The organism is Vibrio sp. 779(2023), from assembly GCF_033344285.1.
GTDB lineage: Bacteria > Pseudomonadota > Gammaproteobacteria > Enterobacterales > Vibrionaceae > Vibrio > Vibrio alginolyticus.
Genome location: NZ_JAWPOM010000022.1, coordinates 1 through 23031, shown reverse-complemented (window position 1 = coordinate 23031; position 23031 = coordinate 1). Strand labels below are relative to the sequence as shown.

Here is a 23031-nt window from a genome sequence, read left to right as displayed (position 1 = left end):
ACTGAATGCCTCTTTCTCGTCTCATCATTCAGCAGTTTCGAAACATTAAAGCCTGTGATATTGAGTTATCAGCAGGCTTTAACTTTCTTATCGGGCCGAACGGCAGCGGTAAAACCAGTGTCTTAGAAGCGGTTTATCTGCTCGGGCATGGCCGCTCATTCAAGAGCTCTCTCACCGGACGAGTGATACAAAATGAGTGTGACGAACTGTTTGTTCATGGTCGTTTTTTGAACTCGGATCAATTTGAGCTACCTATCGGCATTAATAAGCAGCGTGATGGCTCAACAGAGGTTAAAATAGGCGGTCAATCTGGACAAAAATTAGCGCAGTTGGCACAAGTTCTGCCTCTGCAGTTGATACACCCAGAAGGGTTTGATTTACTGACAGATGGCCCTAAACATCGTCGTGCGTTTATTGATTGGGGCGTGTTTCATACCGAGCCCGCTTTTTATCAAGCATGGGGAAGGTTCAAGCGCCTGAACAAGCAGCGCAACGCGTTGTTGAAAACCGCCAATAGTTATCGTGAGCTCAGTTATTGGGATCAGGAAATGGCAGGATTGGCTGAAAACATCAGCCAATGGCGAGCAAGTTACATCGAGCAGATGAAAACTGTCGCAGAAACTATCTGTCAGACATTTTTGCCAGAATTTGAGATCCAATTGAAGTATTATCGTGGCTGGGATAAAGACACTCCATACCACGAGATACTAGAAAAGAATTTTGAGCGTGATCAGGCATTGGGATACACCTTTAGTGGCCCAAACAAAGCTGATTTGCGCATTAAAGTGAACGGAACGCCCGTTGAAGATGTTCTGTCACGCGGTCAATTAAAACTCATGGTGTGTGCATTGCGTGTAGCGCAAGGGCAACACCTGACAGAGATGGCCGGTAAACAATGCATTTACCTAATTGATGACTTCGCGTCGGAATTAGATAGCCAACGTCGCAAGCGTCTTGCTGACTGCTTAAAAGAGACGGGCGCACAAGTATTTGTAAGCTCTATCACTGAAAGCCAAATCGCCGATATGTTGGACGATAACGGTAAATTGTTTCATGTGGAACATGGCAGGATAGAGTCAAACTAGAAGAGAGAAACTCATGTCTGAAAATTACGATTCATCGAGTATTAAGGTACTGAAGGGTCTGGATGCGGTACGTAAGCGTCCAGGAATGTACATCGGCGATACGGACGACGGCACCGGCCTTCACCACATGGTTTTCGAGGTGGTGGATAACTCAATTGATGAAGCGTTGGCAGGTCACTGTAAAGACATCGTTGTGACAATTCATGAGGATAACTCGGTTTCCGTTAGCGATGATGGTCGTGGCATTCCAACAGAAATCCACTCAGAGGAAAATGTCTCTGCAGCAGAAGTAATCATGACGGTTCTTCACGCGGGTGGTAAGTTCGACGATAACTCATACAAAGTATCGGGTGGTCTTCACGGGGTAGGTGTTTCAGTAGTAAACGCACTATCAGAGAAAGTTGAGCTAACGATTCATCGTGGTGGCCATATCCATACGCAAACCTACCGCCATGGTGAGCCTCAAGCGCCACTAGCTGTTGTGGGTGATACGGATAAAACCGGTACACAAATTCGTTTCTGGCCAAGTGCCGAAACGTTCTCTAACACTGAGTTCCACTATGACATTCTGGCGAAACGCCTGCGTGAACTGTCATTCCTGAACTCTGGTGTGTCGATCAAATTGGTTGATGAACGTGAAGCGGACAAACATGATCACTTCATGTATGAAGGTGGTATTCAAGCGTTCGTTGATCACCTAAACACCAACAAAACGCCAATCATCGAAAAAATCTTCCACTTTAACTCTGAGCGTGAAGACGGCATTTCAGTTGAAGTGGCGATGCAATGGAACGATGGTTTCCAAGAGAACATCTTCTGCTTTACCAACAATATCCCACAGCGTGATGGTGGTACTCACCTTGCTGGTTTCCGTGCTGCGCTAACACGTACATTGAACAGCTTTATGGATAAAGAAGGTTTCTCGAAGAAAGCGAAAACAGCGACTTCAGGCGACGATGCGCGTGAAGGTCTAACTGCGGTTGTTTCGGTGAAAGTGCCTGATCCTAAGTTCTCAAGCCAAACAAAAGACAAACTGGTTTCTTCTGAAGTGAAATCAGCTGTTGAGTCTGCAATGGGTGAAAAACTGTCTGAGTTTCTGATTGAGAACCCGACAGAAGCGAAGATGGTTTGTTCGAAAATCATCGATGCAGCACGTGCTCGTGAAGCAGCGCGTAAAGCTCGTGAAATGACGCGCCGTAAAGGTGCACTAGACCTAGCTGGCCTTCCAGGTAAACTTGCAGACTGTCAGGAAAAAGATCCGGCACTCTCTGAACTATACATAGTGGAGGGTGATTCGGCAGGCGGCTCCGCAAAACAAGGCCGTAACCGTAAGAACCAAGCAATCCTACCGCTAAAAGGTAAGATTCTTAACGTAGAAAAAGCGCGTTTCGACAAGATGCTGTCTTCGCAAGAAGTAGCAACGCTGATCACTGCACTTGGTTGTGGTATCGGTCGTGACGAGTACAACCCGGACAAGCTTCGTTACCACAACATCATCATCATGACCGATGCCGATGTCGATGGTTCGCACATCCGTACGCTACTGTTGACCTTCTTCTACCGTCAAATGCCAGAGCTTATCGAGCGTGGCTATGTGTACATCGCTCAGCCACCACTATACAAAGTGAAAAAAGGCAAACAAGAGCAGTACATCAAAGATGAAGAAGCGATGAACCAATACCAAGTATCATTGGCTCTGGACAACGCATCGCTACACGTAAACGCAGAAGCACCAGCATTGGCAGGTGAAGCACTAGAGAAGCTTGTTCAACAGTACAATGCGGGTATTAAACTGGCGGAACGTATGAGCCGTCGTTACCCAAGTGCTTTGGTAAACGAGTTGATTTACATTCCTCGCCTAACGCCAGAGCAATGCCATGACGCATCAGTTGTGGAAGCTTGGACGAAGCAGCTTATTGAACAGCTGAATGCGAAAGAAGTGGGTGCAAGCCAGTACAGCTACGAAGTTGAGCAGCACGAAGAGCTAGGCTTAAACTTGCCTAAGATTGTGGTTCGTACTCACGGCGTGACGCACGAACATGCAATTAGCATCGACTTCCTAAACTCGAAAGAGTACCGCAAGTTGGCTGATCTATCAGAAGCACTTGATGGACTTCTGGAAGAAGGCGCGTACATCAAACGTGGTGAGCGTACTATGCCAGTGGCAAACTTTGCAGAAGCGCTTGACTGGTTAGTGAAAGAGTCAATGCGTGGCTTAAGCCGTCAGCGCTACAAAGGTCTAGGTGAGATGAACCCAGACCAACTTTGGGAAACCACCATGGACCCAGAAACTCGTCGTATGATGCAGGTAACGATTGAAGATGCGGTAGGCGCAGATCAACTGTTCACTACGCTAATGGGTGACCAAGTAGAACCTCGTCGTAACTTCATCGAAGAGAACGCACTGAAAGTAGCGAACCTAGACGTATAACGACACTGTTCGTGATAGTAAAAAGCAGCGAGAAATCGCTGCTTTTTTTGTTGTACCACCAGCTAAAATCGCCACTTTCTGCTAAAGCGGATGTTTTTCTGGTACTAACTGCCAACAACCCGATCAAGCCTGCCATTTTATTTCTGTTTTCTTTTTTTCTCGCCATTTTGTTCGCTTGAGCGTTTTTGCTTTCTTTTTTCTGCTCGCTATAGTGCTGAAGAGCTGATGAATAAGGAGACTAAGAAAATGGTGATGACTTTCCTGAACTAAGCCGGAAGTGATGCACTTCCGGTTCAATGCACTGAATTTATTTGTAAGACAAGGCATTAAGAAGGAAATAATCATGTTTGAACGCTGGTTCTCAGCGTACTGCTTGGCGCTGCGAACTTGGTGGTTAACCAGTCGCTTTTTAACCTATCAATCACCACTAAGGTTGTTATCGCTATTTGAAACCTGCGAGCAACAAGCCCATTGCCGTAACCGAACTCGTATTGCGGTTGGGGACACGGTTCGCTTAGTGGATGTTGAACGCGCCTATCAATATCGCATGACATTGGTCAGCTCGCGCAAGGGGCAACCCATGACAGGTATGCTCGCGGTCGATTCTTATTTGGGGTCTCGACTATTAGGTCGAGCTAAAAATGATGCGCTCGAAGTGGAAATTTTTAATCAGCGACGCTGCTTTGTGATTACTGAAATTGTTCATCAATCGCAACCACCAGCTCAGAAAATGCTGTGTGGTTGTCTGTTGTGCCAATAAATAGAGGTGAAGTCATGAGTAAGAAAGAAAAGAAACAACCGCAGTTGAGTCTAAAAGAAAAGCGCAAACTAAAGCAGGAAAAGGCGGCAGAAAAGGGCGTTGTAAAAGCGCGTAAATCCTCCCGCAAGTAAAGTGTAGATTGAGCCCTCCAGAACGGCGGGCTTTTTATCACTGATCGCGAAGTGATGAGGAACTAAGCTGTTCAAGGGGATAGTGGATGCTTTAAAAATTTTTTGTTTTTTCCCTTGAAAGTCATTTTTGACGACCTTATATCTAGTTATGAAGAGGGTGACTGGCTTGCTAGAGACTAGAAGACCAGCCCTCTGAAATCGCTAAAACGAGATCGCTCAGAAGAGGATATGGCGTTTTAGCACACAACTTAAACCTTTAGATTCAATATCATGTCTCCGAGCCAAACCAAGGCCAGTGGAATGATAAGAATCTCTTAGTTCGGCGTTGGTTTTTGCATAAACACGCCAGTAGGATTGAACTCATCTGAACTAAGACTATTGCTTAATTAAGAGGATAGATTTATGCGTAATGTAGATTTCTCACCACTATACCGTAATGCAATTGGCTTTGATCGTCTGCTAAACCTGATGGAAGCGAATACAGCGAAAAATACTTCTGGCGGTTACCCTCCATACAACATTGAGCAAAAAGACGAGCACAACTACCGTATTACTATGGCCGTTGCTGGCTTTGCTGAAGAACAGCTCGATCTGACTCAAAACGAAAACATGTTGATTGTGAAGGGCGAACGTAAAGCAGAAGAAGGCAAAAACTACGTTTACCAAGGTATTGCAGAACGTGATTTTGAACGTAAATTCCAGCTAGCGGATTACGTAAAAGTCGTGGGTGCATCAATGGAAAACGGTCTGCTTCATATCGATTTAGTTCGTGAAATCCCTGAAGCCATGCAACCACGTAAGATTGCTATCGGTGGCAACAACCTGATTGAGAACAACTAATCAGTTAACCACCCGGTTATAGAATGAGAAAGAGCGCCATATGGGCGCTCTTTTTAGTTTGGGGGTTTTCAAATCCGCTATTTCAAAGCCGTAATTTCAAAGAGAAGAACGGCTGAGTTCAATCCGTCTATTTACCTTTGCGGTAAGCCTTTTCCACTTCTTCAGCGATAATCGCAATGCCTTTTTGCATCATCTCATCATCTTGAACGTAGTTCATACGCAGGCATTGGTGCGCGTGATCCCACTCGTCTTGCTGACCAATAAAGAAATATTCACCAGGGACAATCAATACGCCACGCGCTTTCAAGCGTTGGTACAGTTCCATTGTTGTGATTGGCAGTTCATCAAACCATAACCACAAGAAGATAGCGCCTTCTGGCTTGTGGATGCGGAATCGCTCATCGGTAATTGCTTGTTGGAGCAGTTCAACCGCACGTTGTGATTTTTGCTTGTAGAACGGCTTAATCACCTCTGAACTCAGTTTAAGCAGATCGCCTTTGCCAATTATATGGTTTGCCAGCGCTGGACCAACACTGCCCGGCGCTAGGCTGATGATGCCGTTCATATTGGTTAACGCTTGAGTGATTTCTTCACTCGCAATCACAATGCCACAACGCACGCCCGGTAAACCAAGCTTAGATAGGCTCATGCATAGGATGGTGTTTTCATTCCAGAACGGTTCGACATCTTCAAAGATGATGTTCGGGAAAGGTAGACCGTAGGCGTTATCGATGATCAGTGGGATGTTGTTCTCACGTGCTAGCTTGTCCAGCTTACGTACTTCTTCATCTGTCAGTACATTACCCGTTGGGTTAGTTGGGCGAGACGCGCAGATTGCCGCAACAGAGTCGTCGACGGCGAGTTGCTCAAAATCGACGTGGTATTTAAACAGACCGTTATCTAACAGCTCGATTTCTGGGTGGTAAGAGATAAAGATATCTTCATCAATGCCAGCATCACCATAACCGATGTATTCAGGTGCGATAGGCAGTAGCACTTTCTTGTGCGAACCGTCTGGCTGTTTACCTGCCAACAAGTTGAACAAGTAGAAGAAGCCACTCTGGCTACCGTTAGTTAGGCTGATGTTCTTTTCGGAAATATCCCAGCCGTAAGTTTCACGGAATAACTGAGCTAGCGCTTTGACGAACGCGTCTTTACCCTGCGGGCCATCGTAGTTGGCGAGGGCGGCGACGAGCTCCCCACTGGCGAGCATTTCCTCACTGGCTTGGTGAAAGTAATCGAGCATGGCAGGAATGGCGGCAGGATTACCTCCACCGAGCATGATGGCACCTGGTGTGCGCAGACCATCATTCAAATCGTCCATTAACTGCGTAATACCTGAATACTGATTAAATTTTTCACCAAACTTTGAGAACTGCATGCTGACTTATACCTAATTCATTGTGATTGCTTTGTGTATGTTTATGCCGATGTTTTATCGGCTTATCGAGTAATCCTTGACCTTACCTCAATGTGTAATTAACGCAAAGTGTGAATTAAGCCGAAAAAGAAAAAAGTGCGTCATCAGACCAGAGGAACGAGACAAAAGGGCAAAAAGAACAATAAAAAAGGGAAGCTTATGCTTCCCTTGCTGGTGGAGAGAGTGTGATTTACTCACCGGTGTAAACAATCAGCACCTTGTCGTCTTGGTATTGGCGTTCGAACGCGTAGTAACCTTCTTGGTTGCGAGTGATGTGCTTACCTTGAGCAACCGCTGGGTGGCGTTTACGGAATTCCCCCAACTTTTGCCAATGTTGCAGTAGATCTTCACGTTCGCCATGAATCTTATCCCATGGCATATCTGAGCGTGTGCCTTGGTGAGCATCTGAACCAGTAATGCCAAAATCACGAGCTATCTCATCACCGTAATAGATCTGTACTGCACCCGGAGCCAGCATCAGTGCATTCGCGGCACGTGCTTGGTCATCAAAGCTGCGGCTGCGCGCTGACCAAAACAGCTGTGTATCGTGTGAAGACAAGTAGCTCAACACGTTGAACTCAGGATCGTTATTGATGCGCTCTGCATAATGGCGGTAATCATTATCAAGTTGAGCGAAACACTTCAGCGCTTTTGGTGCCACATCAGATTGGAACTCGAAGTTGATGATGGAATCAAAGCCGTTATCGAAATACGGGCTCTTCACTACGCTGTGTGCCCACACTTCACCCGTCATCCAGAAAGGTAGGTCATCCAAGGCTTTGTCTGGGTTGTTTTGCTTCCACTGAGCAAGCGCTTGGGTGGTGCTGGCTTTCAACTCTGCCCACGCTTCCATTTCAACGTGTTTAGCGGTGTCGACACGGAAGCCATCAATGCCGTAGTCGCGCACCCAATCGGATAACCAGGTAATCAGATGTTCACGTGGGGTTTGCAGCTCATCTTGCGCATTGGTGTCTTTATTGCGGAAGAAGTTTGGTAATCCGGTTTTCTGAGTCGATTCGGTTTTGAGATCCGGTAGGTAGTTCAAAGACATGGTGATATCGTTGTAGCCCGGAGCATCGTAGTCGCCAATGTCGGTGCGGATCCAATCTTTGCCCCACCATTTATCCCACGCTTCGCTATCACCGTATTTGATGTAGTCGTTGAAGCTATGCCAGCTTTGTCCTGATTTTGGCTGCCAGTCGGTCCATTTTTCACCAAGGACTTCTTTGGCTTCTTGGTCATCAAGGTAAAGCTGACCAAATCCGAATTCCTGCATGTCCGCTAATGTCGCATAACCTGTGTGGTTCATGACCACATCCCAAATCACGCGGATACCTTTCTTGTGGGCGGTATCGACGAAGGTTCTGAGTTCATCTTCGGTACCCATGTTGGCATCAAGCTTGGTCCAATCTTGATGGTAGTAGCCGTGGTAGCCGTAGTGCTTAAAGTCGCCTTTATCGCCGCCACCAACCCAGCCGTGGATTTGTTCCAGTGGTGAGGTTATCCAGATAGCATTCACACCAAGTGATTCGATGTAATCGAGTTTTTTCGTCAGACCTGCTAAGTCACCACCGTGGAAGGTACCAATCTCGTATTTTCCATCTTTGCTGCGACCGTAGCTGTTGTCGTTGTCTGGGTTGCCATTGTAGAAGCGGTCAGTCATGACGAAGTACACCGTTGCGTTATCCCAACTGAACGGTTTATCGGCTTGCTGTTCAACTTCTTCTAGCAGCAATAGGCCTTGGCTCATAGGACCTGGCTGCATGGTGACGCTGCCATTGGCGACTGTGGCTTCTTGTCCGGTTAAGGCATCGCGAACGACAGTGCCATCATTAAAGGTTTGAGCAACATTGATGGTTTTTGGCGTGTCAGTTGCGACAGGGCAAGAGTAGGTGATGTCCTGACTCTGCTTTGGTTTGATTTTGACCGTCAGCTCGTTGGTGGTTGGATTGAGCGTAAATTGATAGGTATTGGCTTTGAAGATGCGCAGTGGCATTTGTACATCAGTGGCGCAGTTATCCATTTTTAATGGACGATTGAACTTGATGCGATCTTCTTCTGCTAGGGCAAAGCTACTGCCACAGCTTTGCTTGCTGTCAGCAATGGTAAAGGTATAACTGCCTTTTTCGAGTTTTTGCTCGGCGATAAGTAAGCCTTGTGAGTTTTCCTCAAAAACAGCGGTGTCATCACCAACGCTTAATACGATGGCATTTTCTGGAATCTGGCTGCAGGCGCTCAGTAGACCGATAGAGAGTGCGAGAATTGTTTTTTTCATTGTGTCCTTCCCCCGAATAAACAGTCCAGTTATAGCAAAACTGTGCCTCTACAATCCGAGCTCTACACCAACAAGTTAAACGCGTCTCACCCTACAAATTTTAGTCTTGTTCACAAAATGAATAATAAGCGTCACCTTCATCGGTTTGAAGGCAACAAAAAAGGGAAGCATCTGCTTCCCTTTTACTTATTTCTTAATCACTTCTAAGAGTAATGAATTACTTTTGAAGCAAAGAAATGTCTGCGATCTGTAGGAACAGGTTACGCAGGTTGTTCAGTAGTGTCAGACGGTTCTTCTTAAGTGCTTCGTCGTCTGCCATTACCATTACGTTATCAAAGAACGCATCAACTGGTTCACGTAGGTCAGCTAGCTTGCTTAGAGCTTCTTGGTAGTTGCCTGTAGCAAATGCTGGCTCTAGCGCTTCTGTCATTACTTCAACGCTTTCTGCTAGTGCTTTCTCTGCGTCTTCTTGTAGAAGTGCTAGGTCGATGTCTGCTGCTAGTTCGCCGTCGAATTTCGCTAGGATGTTACCTACACGTTTGTTCGCTGCGGCTAGAGACTCTGCTGCTTCTAGTTCACGGAAGTGAGAAACCGCTTTAACTCGTTGGTCGAAGTCTGCTGGTTTCGTCGGACGACGAGCTAGAACCGCTTGAATGATGTCTACGCTGAAGCCTTCGTCTTGGTACCAAGCACGGAAACGACCAAGCATGAACTCGATAACGTCTTGTTCAACGTTGTCGTTGGTTAGGCGGTCGCCAAACAGTGACTTCGCTTTCGCCACTAGGTCAACAAGGTCTAGGTTGTAGCCGTATTCAACGATGATACGTAGTACACCTAGAGATGCGCGGCGTAGTGCGAATGGGTCGCTGCCTTTAGGCGCTTGACCAATACCGAAGATACCTACGATAGTGTCTAGCTTGTCTGCCATTGCAACTGCAGTTGAAACGCCGTTTGATGGCAGTTCATCACCTGCGAAACGAGGCATGTATTGCTCGTTCAGTGCTACTGCAACTTCTTCTGCTTCACCGTCGTGGCGAGCGTAGTGCATACCCATAACACCTTGAGTATCCGTGAATTCGAATACCATTGAGGTCATTAGGTCACATTTTGCTAGTAGACCAGCACGCTTTGATTTCTCAACGTCAGCACCGATTTGCTCAGCAATGTAGCCAGCAAGTTCAGTGATGCGGTCTGTTTTGTCTTTGATCGTACCCAGTTGCTTTTGGAAGATCGCTTGTTCTAGTTCTGGCAGACGGTCGATAAGCGGACGCTTACGGTCTGTGTTGAAGAAGAATTCTGCGTCCGCAAGACGAGGACGAACCACTTTCTCGTTACCTTCGATTACGTAACGAGGCTCTTTTGATTCGATGTTCGATACGAAGATGAAGTTAGGTAGTAGCTTCTTGTTTTCGTCATAAACAGGGAAGTACTTCTGGTCACCTTTCATGGTGTAAACCAACGCTTCAGAAGGCACTTTTAGGAACTCTTCTTCAAACTTCGCTGTTAGTACCACTGGCCATTCAACCAGAGACGTTACTTCTTCTACTAGGTCATCTTCTAGGTCAGCGATACCGCCAACCGCTGCTGCCGCTTTTTGTGCGTCAGCGAGGATGATTGCTTTACGCGCTTCGTAATCTGCCATTACTTTACCGCGCTCTTCTAGGATCGCAGGGTATTGTTCAGCAGAATCGATAGTGAACTCTTGCTCACCCATGAAGCGGTGACCACGGATAGTGCGGTCAGAAGCGACACCAAGGATCTCGCCTTCGATTAGGTCGCTGCCCATTAGCATGGTTAGCGTCTTAACTGGACGGATAAATTGAGTCGTTTTGTTACCCCAGCGCATTGGCTTTGCGATAGGTAGGTTTGCTAGTGCTTTCGCTGCAAGTTCAACGACGATCTCAGACGTTGGCTGACCTTTCACTTCTTGTTTGAACAGTAGCCATTCACCTTTGTCTGTAACCATGCGCTCTGCTTGGTCAACCGTGATGCCACAACCGCGTGCCCAGCCTTGAGCCGCTTTTGTTGGGTTGCCTTCCGCGTCAAACGCTGCAGAAACCGCAGGACCACGCTTTTCAACAACTTTGTCAGACTGGCTGTCTGCTAGTGCTGCGACTTTAAGTGCAAGACGACGAGGTGCCGCGAACCATTTCACGCCTTCGTGAGCAAGCTCAGCGCCTTTTAGTTCTGCTTCGAAGTTTGCTGCGAATGCTTCAGCTAGAGTGCGAAGTTGCGTTGGTGGTAGCTCTTCTGTACCTAGCTCGATTAGAAATTCTTTTGCCATGTTACTCTACCCCTTACGCTTGTTCTTTCTTACACATTGGGAAGCCAAGAGCTTCACGCGATGCGTAGTATGCTTCTGCAACTGCTTTAGTCAGGTTGCGGATGCGTAGGATGTAACGTTGGCGTTCAGTTACTGAGATCGCTTTACGTGCGTCTAGTAGGTTGAATGCGTGACCGGCTTTTAGGATGCGCTCGTAAGCAGGTAGTGGCAGTGGCTTTTCAAGCTCAAGTAGCTCTTTACACTCTTTTTCACACTGTTCGAAGAAGCCAAATAGGAATTCAACGTCTGCGTGCTCGAAGTTGTAAGTCGATTGCTCTACTTCATTTTGGTGGAAGATGTCACCGTAAGTCACTTTGCTGCCGTCTGGTGCGATGTTCCAAACTAGGTCGTAAACAGAGTCTACTTCTTGGATGTACATTGCTAGACGTTCGATACCGTAAGTGATTTCACCAGTTACTGGTTTACACTCAAGACCACCAACTTGCTGGAAGTAAGTAAACTGGGTCACTTCCATGCCGTTTAGCCAAACTTCCCAGCCCAGACCCCATGCGCCTAGTGTTGGGTTTTCCCAGTTGTCTTCTACGAAACGGATGTCGTGTACAAGAGGGTCAATACCAAGAACTTCAAGGGAGCCAAGGTACAACTCTTGAATATTGTCAGGCGATGGTTTTAGCGCTACTTGGAATTGGTAGTAGTGCTGAAGACGGTTAGGGTTTTCACCGTAACGGCCATCAGTAGGACGACGTGAAGGTTGTACGTAAGCTGTCGACATTGGCTCTGGGCCAAGCGCTCGTAGACAGGTCATTGGGTGAGAGGTACCCGCACCCACTTCCATATCTAGCGGTTGAACAATGGTACAACCATTTTGAGCCCAATAATCCTGCAGCGCGAGGATCATTCCCTGGAAGGTTTTGATATCGTATTTTTGCATAAGTCAGGTTCGCGCGATTCTCTTGTTACTCGTTAATTCGTCATCTATGCCGAGTTTTTCAACTCTAACAACGGCGATAAAGAGTAATTACGGTTGAATAAATTAACAATCTAGTATAACCAGATATTGAGCATGGGAGTAGAGCTAATCTTGATTAATTCGTGGGCGATTTTCTCCTTTAATGAATTTTTACCGCGTTATCTGCTGTATTTTTCCTAAAAGGGAGTTTTTGCCTGCTTTGGCTCTTGAGAAGCGCAACAAAGGTGGCTAGAATTGCGCCTGTCTTTGGGGAGTAGCTTACCTGATGAAGTTTCTGTTTCATCTGGTTCGTCCGTCAACATAATTGGTGCAAAATCACCATGGCGTTCGAGACTTGAAGCCTTTCAAGTTTAGCAAGACCTTAGACAAATCATCACGAACCGGGGTAGGGGCGTGAGGTTTGTCTTCGGTTAAAAATAATAATCCCTGCCCCAATGAGCATGTCGTGAGCGTTTTAGCTATTTCAATTACTACTGTAGCGTTAGCAGAAATTGGCGATAAGACCCAATTGCTATCTCTATTACTCGCAAGTCGTTACCGAAAACCAATCCCAATTATTGCAGCAATCTTTTTGGCAACTATTGCCAACCACGCTTTGGCTGCATGGTTAGGTGTGGTTGTCGCAGACTATCTATCACCTGAGATTTTAAAGTGGGTGCTGGTGGTCAGTTTTGTCGCGATGGCGGCTTGGGTTCTGATCCCGGACAAACTGGATGATGACGAGCAGATTTCTAATCGAGGCCCATTTATTGCCAGCTTTATCGCGTTCTTCGTTGCGGAGATAGGCGATAAAACTCAGATCGCCACTTCCATCTTAGGGGCGCAATACGCGGATGCGTTAAGTTTGGTGATTATCGGTACCACAATCGGTATGCTGCTGGCGAATGTACCTGTGGTCCTGATTGGTAAATTGTCGGCCGACAAGATGCCTTTAGGGCTGATCCGTAAAATTACCGCATTTTTGTTTATTGCTCTGGCAATAGGGGCTGCACTGTTCTGATTTTTTGCACGTGAAATTATGTGAGTTATCAATCATTAGTGGCGTGCTGCGCGAGTTCAAACTCTGACTCTAAATCGTTCCGTTGCGTGACGGATGACATATAAGTGTCATACTTGTCATGGTAGTTTAATGGTGTGAATGATAGCGAGAGGGCAAGTTTATGCTTACACGTTACATGGGGATGTCCCCGAAGAGTCAGAGTTATTTATTCACTTTTGGTTTAGCGCTGTGTTTACTAGCGATGGTGCTAACTGATATGTGGTTACCGATTGTAGCAGGATCGTTCGTTCTTACTGGATTGACAGTAGAAGCGTGGATTCGTGTCGCTCACATCATTCCTATGCATGAAGAGATGCGGGCAATGAAGAAACAACTTAACAAGCTCCAATCAGAAGTTCGCACACTCGAATACGACGAATAAACAAACGGCAGCCAATATAGGCTGCCGTTTTTAGTTCGACCAGATTATTCCAATCCTTTCTTGATCAGGTACTGATACGGAACTTGCTCCGTTTGTGCCGCAACTAATTGATGGTCCATAAAGCGGCAGAAACTCGGAATGTCTCGAGTCGTGGATGGATCGTCTGCTTTGACCAGCAAAATCTCACCATCTTGCATGTTGCGAATTGTCTTCCTGACCATCATCACTGGCTCTGGGCAGCGCAGTCCTTCCGCCTCTAATGTCTTGTTTGCCAGTTCAGGATTAAAGCTCATAGTGTGATTCTCGTAACTAACTGAACGTTGAATTTTACTTTCGTTGAAAAAATATTCAATAACCACTTGGCAAACCGAATTTTTTGTTTTACCTTAAATTAACAATTTGGTAACAACTGGCGGGGGAGAGGCAATGTTAACAGCGTTAGACAGACTTACGATTTACTCAGTGCTGTGTTTTATCTCGTTTTGTGCATTGGTACTCAGGACGCCAGCTGACACCTCTTTGACGCCTCTAGTAGGCATGGTTGCCACTATTATTGGGATTTGGATCGAGATGCGCAGATGGTCTGGCGCATCTGAGCAAGAAAATTAGCGCTTCTTGCTTGGATCAGAATGCTTTTAATAACGCTCACCTATTTTTACCGACACTTCATTCCGACACTATCCCCATTTTTCTTGGGCTTCCCCGCTGAAAGGCGGGATTTTTTTTGCCTAAAGAGTACAATTTACCCAAACACATACAAAATAAGTGGCTAATTCGTGGAACTGGAAGATATCTATCGCCGAGATTTAAATTTACTGGTTGCGTTGCGAGTACTGATAGAAGAAAACAGTGTCAGTAAGGCGGCAACACGTCTGAACTTGAGTCAATCGGCAATGAGTCGTGTGCTTGGTCGTCTACGTGACTTGTTGGGAGACCCGCTGTTTACTCGTCAGGGACAGCATTTGATCCCAACTCAGAAAGCGTTAGAGATCGATCGCTCATTGGGCGAACCATTAGAGTCTTTACGTCAGTTGTTATCTCCGGTTGAGTTTGACCCATTGCAATGCGTACAGACTTTCAACATCGTGACCACCGATTATGCCATGCAAACGATCTTACCGTTCGCTTTGCCGAGAATTTACCAAGAAGCACCAAACGTGTCTTTCAACTTCTTACCACTGCAACACGACCGTTTATCAGATCAGCTCACTTATGAAGGTGCAGACTTAGCGATTTGTCGCCCGACAGGCCCGGTGGAGCCTCTACGCAGTGAAGTGTTGGGGCGAGTGGGGGTGCTGTGTATGCTTTCAAAACAGCATCCATTAGCGGATAAAGAAATGAGCTTGGATGATTATCTGAGTCATCCACATGCCATGATCGCCATCAGTGATGGTGTTAAGGCACTGATCGAACAAGCTTTGATGGAGAAACCTAAGCGTAAAATGGTTCTGCGGGCTTATCATTTAGAAGCCGCATTGGCGATCATGGATACCTTGCCAATTATCATCACAGTGCCAGCGGACTTGGCGTATCTGGTTGCCGAGCGTTATGACTTGGTGGTGAAACCGTTACCATTCCAATTCACGCCGTTTGAATACTCGATGATTTGGCATGCGCGTTGCGAGCATTCTCCCGCTCAAGAATGGTTAAGAACGATTGTGCGTGAAGAGTGTAGCCGTCTGATAGCTAAACGTATCGAAGATATGGGACTGAACTGCTAACAAAAAAGAGCCAGCAATGCCGGCTCTTCGTCTGTTTACACTGAGTCAGTGTTTATAGCTTGATAACCACACGACCCGTTACTTGACCGTTGGTGATGTCTTCTGCATATTTCGGTGCTTCAGCAAGAGCAACTTCAGTACACGCTTGCTCGAAGTAGCTGTCTGGTAGTAGCTCGACCAGCTTTTCCCATGCTGCGATACGTTTCTCTGTTGGGCACATTACTGAGTCCACACCTTGTAGGCGAACATTACGTAGGATGAACGGCATCACTGTGGTTGGTAGATCAAAACCACCTGCAAGACCACAAGCTGCAACTGCACTGTTGTAATCCATTTGCGCCAATACTTTAGCCAGTACTTTGCTGCCTACAGTATCAACCGCACCTGCCCATACTTGCTTTTCAAGTGGACGTGCTGGTTCTTCAAATTCAGTACGGTCGATGATGCGGCTAGCACCTAGTTTTTCAAGTAGCGGGCCATTTTTTTCTACACGACCTGTCACTGCAGCAACTTTGTAGCCAAGCTGTGCTAGAAGCGTTACTGCGACTGAGCCTACACCGCCACTTGCGCCAGTTACTAGGATTTCGCCATTTTCAGGTTTGATGCCTGCATCAAGCAGTGCTTGAACACACAGCATACCAGTGAAGCCAGCAGTACCAACCATCATTGCTTTCTTGCTGTCTAGACCTTTTGGTAGTGGTACTAGCCAATCCGCTTTTAGACGAGCACGCTGAGACATACCACCCCAGTGGTTTTCACCCACGCCCCAGCCAGTAAGGACAACTTTGTCACCAGCTTGGTAGCGGTCGTCTTCTGAGCTTACTACCGTACCTGCTAGGTCAATACCTGGCACCATCGGGAAGTTACGGATGATTTTACCTTTACCTGTGATCGCAAGACCGTCTTTGTAGTTTAACGATGAGTAATCAACGTCAATCAGAACGTCGCCTTCAGGCAGTTGTGTTTCATCGATTTGCTCGATGTTAGCGATAGTACGTTTGTCTTCTTGATTTAGAACTAGAGCATTAAACATAAGGTTCTCCGATTGTGCGGTAGCATGACTCTGGGTCACATGCAGCAAGATATCAACTGGTCTAAGTGTATGTCTTCTTTGTCTATGAATAAAATGAAACTTGAGCATTTAATGTATGCTCTTCATGCATGTTTGATGTAAAACAAAAAGGGCGACATCAATTGTCGCCCTTAAGTGTAATACTAAAAATTTTAGTACTAGTTCATTTGCTTATGATTGTTGGCTCGATCACTACAACAACGTCTTGAACTGTTATGGTCGTTCAAATACTGTCGCAATGCCCTGACCCAAACCGATACACATGGTGGCCAGACCATATTTCGCGTCTTTCGCTTCCATTAGGTTGATCAACGTTGTTGAGATACGTGAACCAGAACAGCCTAGTGGATGACCCAATGCTATCGCACCACCGTTAAGGTTGACTTTCTCATCCATAACATCAAGCAGGCCTAAGTCTTTAGCACACGGCAGAGACTGCGCGGCAAATGCTTCGTTTAGCTCAACCACATCCATGTCTTCAATTGAAAGACCAGCACGCTTGAGCGCTTTTTTCGTCGCAGGTACAGGACCGTAACCCATAATAGAAGGATCGCAGCCCGCAATGGCCATGCCTTTAATACGTGCACGAATCTTCAAACCAAGCTCATTGGCTTTCTCTTCACTCATGATCAACATCGCTGATGCACCATCGGACAGAGCCGATGATGTACCGGCTGTTACTGTACCGTTTGCTGGGTCGAACACTGGGCGAAGTTGAGATAGACCTTCAACGGATGTTTCAGGGCGAATCACTTCGTCGTAATCCAGAGTGAACAGTGTGCCGTCTGCTGCGTGGCCTTCAATTGGTAGAATTTCGTTTTTAAAACGACCCTCTACGGTTGCTGCGTGCGCACGAGCGTGTGAGCGAGCGGCAAACTCGTCTTGTTGCTCACGGCTAATGCCATGTAATTTACCCAGCATTTCAGCCGTTAAGCCCATCATGCCCGCAGCTTTTGCTACGTTCTTTGACATACCTGGGTGAAAGTCTACACCGTGGTTCATTGGCACATGCCCCATGTGCTCAACACCACCAATTAGGCAGATTTCAGCATCGCCAGTCATGATGGCACGTGTACCGTCGTGAAGCGCTTGCATTGATGAACCACACAAGCGGTTCACCGTCACGGCGCCAATTTCAATCGGCAGGCCCGCGAGTAGCGCGGCATTACGTGCAACGTTAAAGCCTTGCTCTAGTGTTTGCTGTACACAGCCCCAGTAGATGTCTTCAATCTCGCTTGGGTTCACTTGTGGGTTACGCGCAAGAATGCCTTTCATTAGGCGCGCAGATAGATCTTCTGCTCGTGTATGACGGAAAGCACCACCTTTAGAGCGACCCATTGGAGTACGTAGACAATCGACTACGACAACATTTCTTGTTTGATTAGTCATTTTAGAATCCCTCCTTAGATAGAACCTTGCTGTTGTGCACCGTAAAAGCTTTCACCTTTCGCCGCCATATCAATCAGCATTTGCGGTACTTGGTACATCGCACCTAGCTCGGCGTGTTGTTTTGCCATTTCAACGTATTCAGCAATACCCACGCTGTCTAGATAGCGGAATACGCCACCGCGGAATGGAGGGAAACCAAGACCATAAACCAATGCCATATCTGCTTCCTGCGGAGTCGCGATGATGCCTTCTTGTAGGCACAGCACCACTTCGTTGATCATTGGAATCATCATACGTTGAATGATGGTCTGATCGTCAAAGTCCTGCTTATCGGCACAAACGTCAGCAAGTACCGGTAAGATCGCTTCGGAGAAGGTTTTCTTCGGCTTACCTTTTTTATCTATGGTGTAGCTGTAGAAGCCATTACCATTTTTCTGACCATATTTGTCTGCTTCGAACAGTGCATCAATCGCATCACGACCTTGTTTACCCATACGCTCAGGGAAACCGTCAGCCATCACAGCTTGTGCGTGGTGCGCGGTATCAATGCCGACTACGTCAAGCAAGTACGCCGGTCCCATCGGCCAGCCAAATTTACGCTCCATGACTTTGTCGATTTTCGTAAAGTCAGCACCATCACGAAGTAGCATGCTGAAGCCGCCAAAGTATGGGAACAATACGCGGTTAACGAAGAACCCTGGGCAGTCATTAACGACAATTGGTGATTTGCCCATTTTCGCAGCATACGCCACAACACGATTGATGGTTTCATCAGAGGTATGCTCACCACGGATGATCTCAACAAGAGGCATACGATGCACTGGGTTGAAGAAGTGCATACCACAGAAGTTTTCTGGGCGTTTTAGTGATTTTGCCAATAGGTTGATAGGAATCGTCGAGGTGTTTGAGGTGATAACGGTGTCGTCACCGACATGGGATTCAACTTCACTTAAAACTGCTGCTTTTACTTTCGGGTTTTCAACGACAGCTTCAACAATCACATCAGAGTTTTCAATACCTGCGTAATGTAGGCTCGGTGTGATTGACGCTAAAATACCCGCCATCTTAAAGCCATCAATGCGACCGCGAGATAAGCGTTTATTCAGCAGCTTAGATGCTTCAGTCATGCCTAGGTCGAGCGACGCTTGCGCGATGTCTTTCATTAAGACAGGCACACCTTTTAGCGCTGATTGGTAAGCAATGCCGCCACCCATGATACCTGCACCTAACACGGCTGCACGTTGCGTGTCTTTACTTGCTGACTTCGCTGCTTTTTTCGCAATGCCTTTGATGTATTGATCATTAAGGAATAGGCCAACGAGTGATTTTGCTTCTTCCGATTTAGCCAATTTCACGAAGTGCTTACGTTCAATGTCTAACGCTTCATTACGTGCAAAGCGAGCACCTTCTTCAATCGTGATAACGGCTGTCATTGGGGCAGGGTAGTGAGGGCCTGCTTTTTGTGCCACCAGACCCTTCGCCATGGTGAAACTCATCATTGATTCAAGCTTACTCAGCGTTAGCGGAGATGTTTTCTGTGCTCGGCGTGCTTGCCAGTCAAGTTTCTCGTTAATTGCAGAGTTAAGAGTTTGTAGTGCTGATTCGTATAAAGCATCAGTCTCTACAACTGCATCGAGTAAGCCAATTTTCAATGCTTCATCCGCACGGCATGCTTTACCTTGGGTGATGATTTCCATTGCGCTGTCTGCGCCAATAACGCGAGGTAAGCGTACACAACCACCAAAGCCAGGCATGATTCCCAGTTTCGTTTCTGGTAGGCCGATGCTGGTGGTTTTGTCACCAATACGCATGTCTGTTGCTAGCACACATTCACAACCGCCACCAAGAGCGTGGCCTTTGATCACTGAGATGGTCGGAACGGGTAAGTCTTCTAATTTGTTAAAGATGCTATTAGCAAATTGCAGCCATTGGTCGAGCTCGGCATCCGTTTTAGCAAACAGACCTAAAAACTCGGTAATGTCTGCGCCTACAATGAATGCGTCTTTATCTGAAGTGAGCAACAACCCCTTGAGGCCTTGATGGGCAATGAGCGCATCAAGAGCTTTATCTAGCGATTCCAATGTCGCTAGGTCGAGTTTGTTGACGGATTTTGGAGAGCAGAAGCTTAGCTCTGCAATACCATCTTGTATTTCCTTTACCTGTAGGGTTTCGGCTTGGTAAATCATTGTCTATCTCCATGACATACAATCGTGGATTGTCTGTATACCTATTTCAACGACGCCGTGTACCTCGGCAAATAGGTATCGAGGAAGTCGTTTTATTTTTGTTCTGGTTTGACCAGTAAAGTTAGTTTGGATCGTGGATTGTCTAATTTCAATACATTTTTTAAACAAGTGTTTAACATTGTGCGCTGTGGCAGATCTTATGCGACGGGTAAATCACACTCGTGATAGACTTCAGGCAAATAAACCTGAATCCATAATCCTATGAATGACAAGCCTTATCTGATTCCAGCAGAGCCCGCTCAATTTGAAGAAGAAATTAAAAAGAGCGTCTTCATTACTTATTTGGCACACACGCCAAGTATCGAAGCTGCAAAAGCATTTGTTGATCAAATCAAAGCTAAACACGCTGATGCTAGACATAACTGTTGGGGCTTTGTTGCTAGTCGACCAGAAGATTCGATGCAGTGGGGCTTTAGTGATGATGGAGAACCTTCAGGGACGGCAGGTAAACCGATCCTTGCTCAGCTGTCTGGATCTGGTGTGGGGGAGATCACGGCTGTGGTCACGCGATACTCTGGTGGAATCAAGTTAGGTACAGGCGGCTTGGTTAAAGCGTATGGGGGTGGGGTACAACAAGCGCTCAAGCTGCTTCAAACTATTGAGAAAAAAATAACCACAAAGCTCAGACTAACGTTAGACTATGGGTTTATGCCGATCGCACAATCAATCATGCCGCAATTTGGTGCGATAGAAGTCGAGGCTGAATACAGCGATCAGGTCGTATTAGTGGTGGAAATTGAGCTTCGAGAAGTGAGCGCGTTTACCCAAGCAATCATTAATAAAAGCGGGGCAAAGGCAATTGTCACTCCGCTAGACGGACAATAATGAAAAACAGGAAGCAACAGGGACAGCTTCGCTAGTCAATTTATCCATGCAATTTCGTTCAATTATTCGAATCGTCGGGCTACTGCTCGCACTCTTTAGTGTCACTATGCTTGCGCCAGCACTCGTTGCGCTGATCTATCGAGATGGTGCTGGTGTGCCTTTTGTCACGACATTTTTTGTTCTGCTGTTTTGTGGGGCCGTTTGTTGGTACCCAAACCGCAGGTATAAGCACGAGCTTAAAGCTCGAGATGGCTTTCTTATTGTCGTCTTATTCTGGACAGTACTTGGCAGTGCAGGCTCGATCCCCTTTCTCATTGCTGACAACCCGAACGTCTCAGTGACAGATGCGTTTTTTGAATCGTTTTCTGCTCTCACGACGACCGGGGCGACCGTTATTGTTGGTTTGGATGAGTTACCTAAAGCGATTCTATTCTATCGACAGTTACTGCAGTGGTTCGGCGGTATGGGAATCATCGTATTAGCGGTGGCGATTTTGCCAGTACTTGGCATTGGTGGTATGCAGCTTTACCGCGCCGAGATCCCTGGTCCAGTCAAGGACACTAAAGTGACGCCGCGCATAGCAGAAACTGCTAAGGCGCTTTGGTACATCTATTTGAGCCTGACTATCGCCTGTGCTTCGGCTTTTTGGTTAGCTGGTATGACGCCATTTGACGCCATCAGTCACAGCTTTTCCACCATTGCTATTGGCGGCTTCTCTACCCACGATGCCAGCATCGGATATTTTGATAGTTACGCGATTAACCTGATTACTGTGGTTTTTCTGCTTATATCTGCATGTAATTACACACTGCACTTTGCTGCATTTGCATCAGGTGGCGTACATCCCAAGTATTACTGGAAAGATCCTGAGTTTCGTGCCTTCTTGTTTATTCAAGTGCTGCTATTTATCATTTGCTTTCTATTATTACTGAAACATCACTCTTACACATCGACATACGATGCTTTCGATCAGGCTCTGTTCCAAACCGTATCAATATCCACAACAGCGGGCTTTACGACAACAGGTTTTGCGGATTGGCCGCTCTTCTTACCTGTGCTGTTATTGTTCTCTTCCTTTATAGGTGGTTGTGCTGGTTCAACAGGCGGCGGCATGAAAGTGATCCGTATCCTGCTTCTTACCTTACAAGGTGCGCGTGAACTAAAACGTTTAGTCCATCCACGCGCGGTTTACACCATCAAAGTAGGTGGCAGTGCCCTACCGCAACGTGTTGTCGATGCGGTTTGGGGCTTCTTCTCCGCATACGCATTGGTATTTGTGGTTTGTATGTTGGGGTTGATTGCAACAGGAATGGATGAGCTCAGTGCGTTCTCGGCGGTGGCTGCGACTCTGAACAACCTCGGTCCTGGCTTGGGAGAAGTAGCGCTGCACTTTGGTGATGTTAACGACAAAGCAAAATGGGTATTGATAGTTTCTATGCTGTTTGGTCGTTTGGAAATCTTTACCTTACTTATTCTACTTACGCCGACGTTTTGGCGTAGCTAAGGGGAAATCGTGGCAAAAGCATTATTTCTATACTCTTCCCGCGAAGGGCAGACTAAAAAAATTCTCCACTATATAGATGAACAACTTCCAGATTTCGATTGTGAGCTGGTGGATTTACATAATGTTGAGACGATTGACTTCAGCCAATACGACAGAGTATTGATAGGCGCCTCTATTCGCTATGGCCATCTTAATAAAAAGCTATACCAGTTTATTGAGCGAAACCTCAATCAATTGGAGCAAAATAAAGTGGCATTTTTCTGCGTAAACTTAACCGCTCGTAAAGAGGACCAAGGAAAGGATACACCTGAAGGTAGTGCCTACATTCGCAAGTTCCTAATTAAGTCCCCTTGGAAACCAACGCTAATCGGTGTTTTTGCTGGTGCACTTTATTACCCACGTTATAGCTGGTTCGACAGAACTATGATTAGGTTCATTATGTCGATGACGGGTGGCGAAACCGATACGACCAAAGAGGTGGAGTACACCAATTGGGAAAAAGTGGCTCTTTTCGCAGATAAATTTAGAGAACTGTAGAAATAACGTGCTCTTTTGACCGCTTTTGATGCAAATTTATCCGAACGATAAAAAAATCAAAAAAAACGAGAAAAAGGGCTTGCCAATGTGATCGCAATCTCTATAATGCCACCTCGCTGA

19 protein-coding genes are annotated in these 23031 nt (G+C 46.4%); 11 read left to right on the top strand and 8 right to left on the bottom strand.

What is annotated here, in order from left to right:
• Positions 1-5: 5 nt before the first annotated feature.
• The 4 genes from recF (at position 6) to R8O70_RS20650 (ending at position 5247) form a co-directional block, all read left to right on the top strand.
• Complete coding sequence (recF, locus tag R8O70_RS20665; protein WP_005378839.1) at positions 6-1085, top strand: DNA replication/repair protein RecF; 1080 nt, start codon at positions 6-8, stop codon at positions 1083-1085.
• Positions 1086-1098: 13 nt separating this feature from the next.
• Entirely contained in the window at positions 1099-3516 is a 2418-nt protein-coding gene (gene gyrB / locus R8O70_RS20660) for a DNA topoisomerase (ATP-hydrolyzing) subunit B (protein ID WP_258624156.1), read from the top strand.
• A 343-nt stretch (positions 3517-3859) separates the two neighbouring features.
• Complete coding sequence (locus R8O70_RS20655; RefSeq protein WP_017821918.1) at positions 3860-4276, top strand: GreA/GreB family elongation factor; 417 nt, start codon at positions 3860-3862, stop codon at positions 4274-4276.
• A gap of 533 nt (positions 4277-4809) precedes the next feature.
• Positions 4810-5247 (top strand): Hsp20 family protein, encoded by a 438-nt coding sequence (locus R8O70_RS20650; protein ID WP_005378857.1) that lies wholly within the window; start codon positions 4810-4812, stop codon positions 5245-5247.
• 127 nt (positions 5248-5374) lie between these two features.
• Here R8O70_RS20650 and R8O70_RS20645 read toward each other — a convergent pair whose 3' ends face one another.
• The 4 genes from R8O70_RS20645 to glyQ form a co-directional block, all read right to left on the bottom strand.
• The gene (locus R8O70_RS20645) at positions 5375-6628 is read right to left on the bottom strand and encodes a valine--pyruvate transaminase (RefSeq protein WP_213867293.1); all 1254 of its coding nucleotides are present in this window, start codon (positions 6626-6628) and stop codon (positions 5375-5377) included.
• A gap of 229 nt (positions 6629-6857) precedes the next feature.
• Positions 6858-8942 carry an alpha-amylase gene (locus tag R8O70_RS20640; protein WP_258624157.1) on the bottom strand — a complete coding sequence of 695 codons (2085 nt, stop codon included), beginning with the start codon at positions 8940-8942 and terminating at the stop codon, positions 6858-6860.
• Positions 8943-9159: 217 nt separating this feature from the next.
• Complete coding sequence (glyS, locus tag R8O70_RS20635; protein ID WP_005378875.1) at positions 9160-11226, bottom strand: glycine--tRNA ligase subunit beta; 2067 nt, start codon at positions 11224-11226, stop codon at positions 9160-9162.
• 13 nt (positions 11227-11239) lie between these two features.
• Positions 11240-12157, bottom strand: coding sequence for a glycine--tRNA ligase subunit alpha (gene glyQ, locus R8O70_RS20630; RefSeq protein WP_005383818.1), 918 nt, complete (start codon positions 12155-12157; stop codon positions 11240-11242).
• 484 nt (positions 12158-12641) lie between these two features.
• On the opposite strand from glyQ, the gene R8O70_RS20625 reads away from it, so the two are divergent.
• Together R8O70_RS20625 and R8O70_RS20620 are read left to right on the top strand one after the other, a co-directional pair.
• Positions 12642-13196 (top strand): TMEM165/GDT1 family protein, encoded by a 555-nt coding sequence (locus tag R8O70_RS20625; RefSeq protein ID WP_005378877.1) that lies wholly within the window; start codon positions 12642-12644, stop codon positions 13194-13196.
• A 160-nt stretch (positions 13197-13356) separates the two neighbouring features.
• On the top strand, positions 13357-13617 hold the full coding sequence (locus R8O70_RS20620; RefSeq protein ID WP_005378878.1) for a hypothetical protein: 261 nt from the start codon (positions 13357-13359) through the stop codon (positions 13615-13617).
• 44 nt (positions 13618-13661) lie between these two features.
• On the opposite strand, the gene tusA is transcribed toward R8O70_RS20620, so the two are convergent.
• A complete protein-coding gene (tusA, locus tag R8O70_RS20615) occupies positions 13662-13910 on the bottom strand; it encodes a sulfurtransferase TusA (RefSeq protein WP_005378879.1) in 249 nt (82 codons plus the stop codon).
• 133 nt (positions 13911-14043) lie between these two features.
• On the opposite strand from tusA, the gene R8O70_RS20610 reads away from it, so the two are divergent.
• Together R8O70_RS20610 and R8O70_RS20605 are read left to right on the top strand one after the other, a co-directional pair.
• A complete protein-coding gene (locus R8O70_RS20610; protein WP_005378880.1) occupies positions 14044-14226 on the top strand; it encodes a hypothetical protein in 183 nt (60 codons plus the stop codon).
• Positions 14227-14393: 167 nt separating this feature from the next.
• Positions 14394-15338, top strand: coding sequence for a LysR family transcriptional regulator (locus tag R8O70_RS20605; RefSeq protein ID WP_005378881.1), 945 nt, complete (start codon positions 14394-14396; stop codon positions 15336-15338).
• A 52-nt stretch (positions 15339-15390) separates the two neighbouring features.
• On the opposite strand, the gene R8O70_RS20600 is transcribed toward R8O70_RS20605, so the two are convergent.
• The 3 genes from R8O70_RS20600 to fadB all read right to left on the bottom strand — a co-directional run bounded on the left by R8O70_RS20600 (position 15391) and on the right by fadB (position 19985).
• On the bottom strand, positions 15391-16371 hold the full coding sequence (locus tag R8O70_RS20600) for an MDR family oxidoreductase (RefSeq protein WP_005378882.1): 981 nt from the start codon (positions 16369-16371) through the stop codon (positions 15391-15393).
• A 252-nt stretch (positions 16372-16623) separates the two neighbouring features.
• On the bottom strand, positions 16624-17799 hold the full coding sequence (fadA, locus tag R8O70_RS20595) for an acetyl-CoA C-acyltransferase FadA (protein WP_006743176.1): 1176 nt from the start codon (positions 17797-17799) through the stop codon (positions 16624-16626).
• A 14-nt stretch (positions 17800-17813) separates the two neighbouring features.
• Complete coding sequence (gene fadB / locus R8O70_RS20590) at positions 17814-19985, bottom strand: fatty acid oxidation complex subunit alpha FadB (RefSeq protein ID WP_054579435.1); 2172 nt, start codon at positions 19983-19985, stop codon at positions 17814-17816.
• 261 nt (positions 19986-20246) lie between these two features.
• Here fadB and R8O70_RS20585 point away from each other — a divergent pair, with 261 nt between their 5' ends.
• The 3 genes from R8O70_RS20585 to hemG are packed head-to-tail and all read left to right on the top strand — an operon-like array spanning position 20247 to position 22911.
• Positions 20247-20870, top strand: coding sequence for a YigZ family protein (locus tag R8O70_RS20585; protein ID WP_025768945.1), 624 nt, complete (start codon positions 20247-20249; stop codon positions 20868-20870).
• A 46-nt stretch (positions 20871-20916) separates the two neighbouring features.
• Positions 20917-22374 carry a TrkH family potassium uptake protein gene (locus R8O70_RS20580; protein ID WP_005378893.1) on the top strand — a complete coding sequence of 486 codons (1458 nt, stop codon included), beginning with the start codon at positions 20917-20919 and terminating at the stop codon, positions 22372-22374.
• Between the two features lie 9 nt (positions 22375-22383).
• On the top strand, positions 22384-22911 hold the full coding sequence (hemG, locus tag R8O70_RS20575) for a menaquinone-dependent protoporphyrinogen IX dehydrogenase (RefSeq protein ID WP_005378894.1): 528 nt from the start codon (positions 22384-22386) through the stop codon (positions 22909-22911).
• Positions 22912-23031 lie beyond the last annotated feature (120 nt).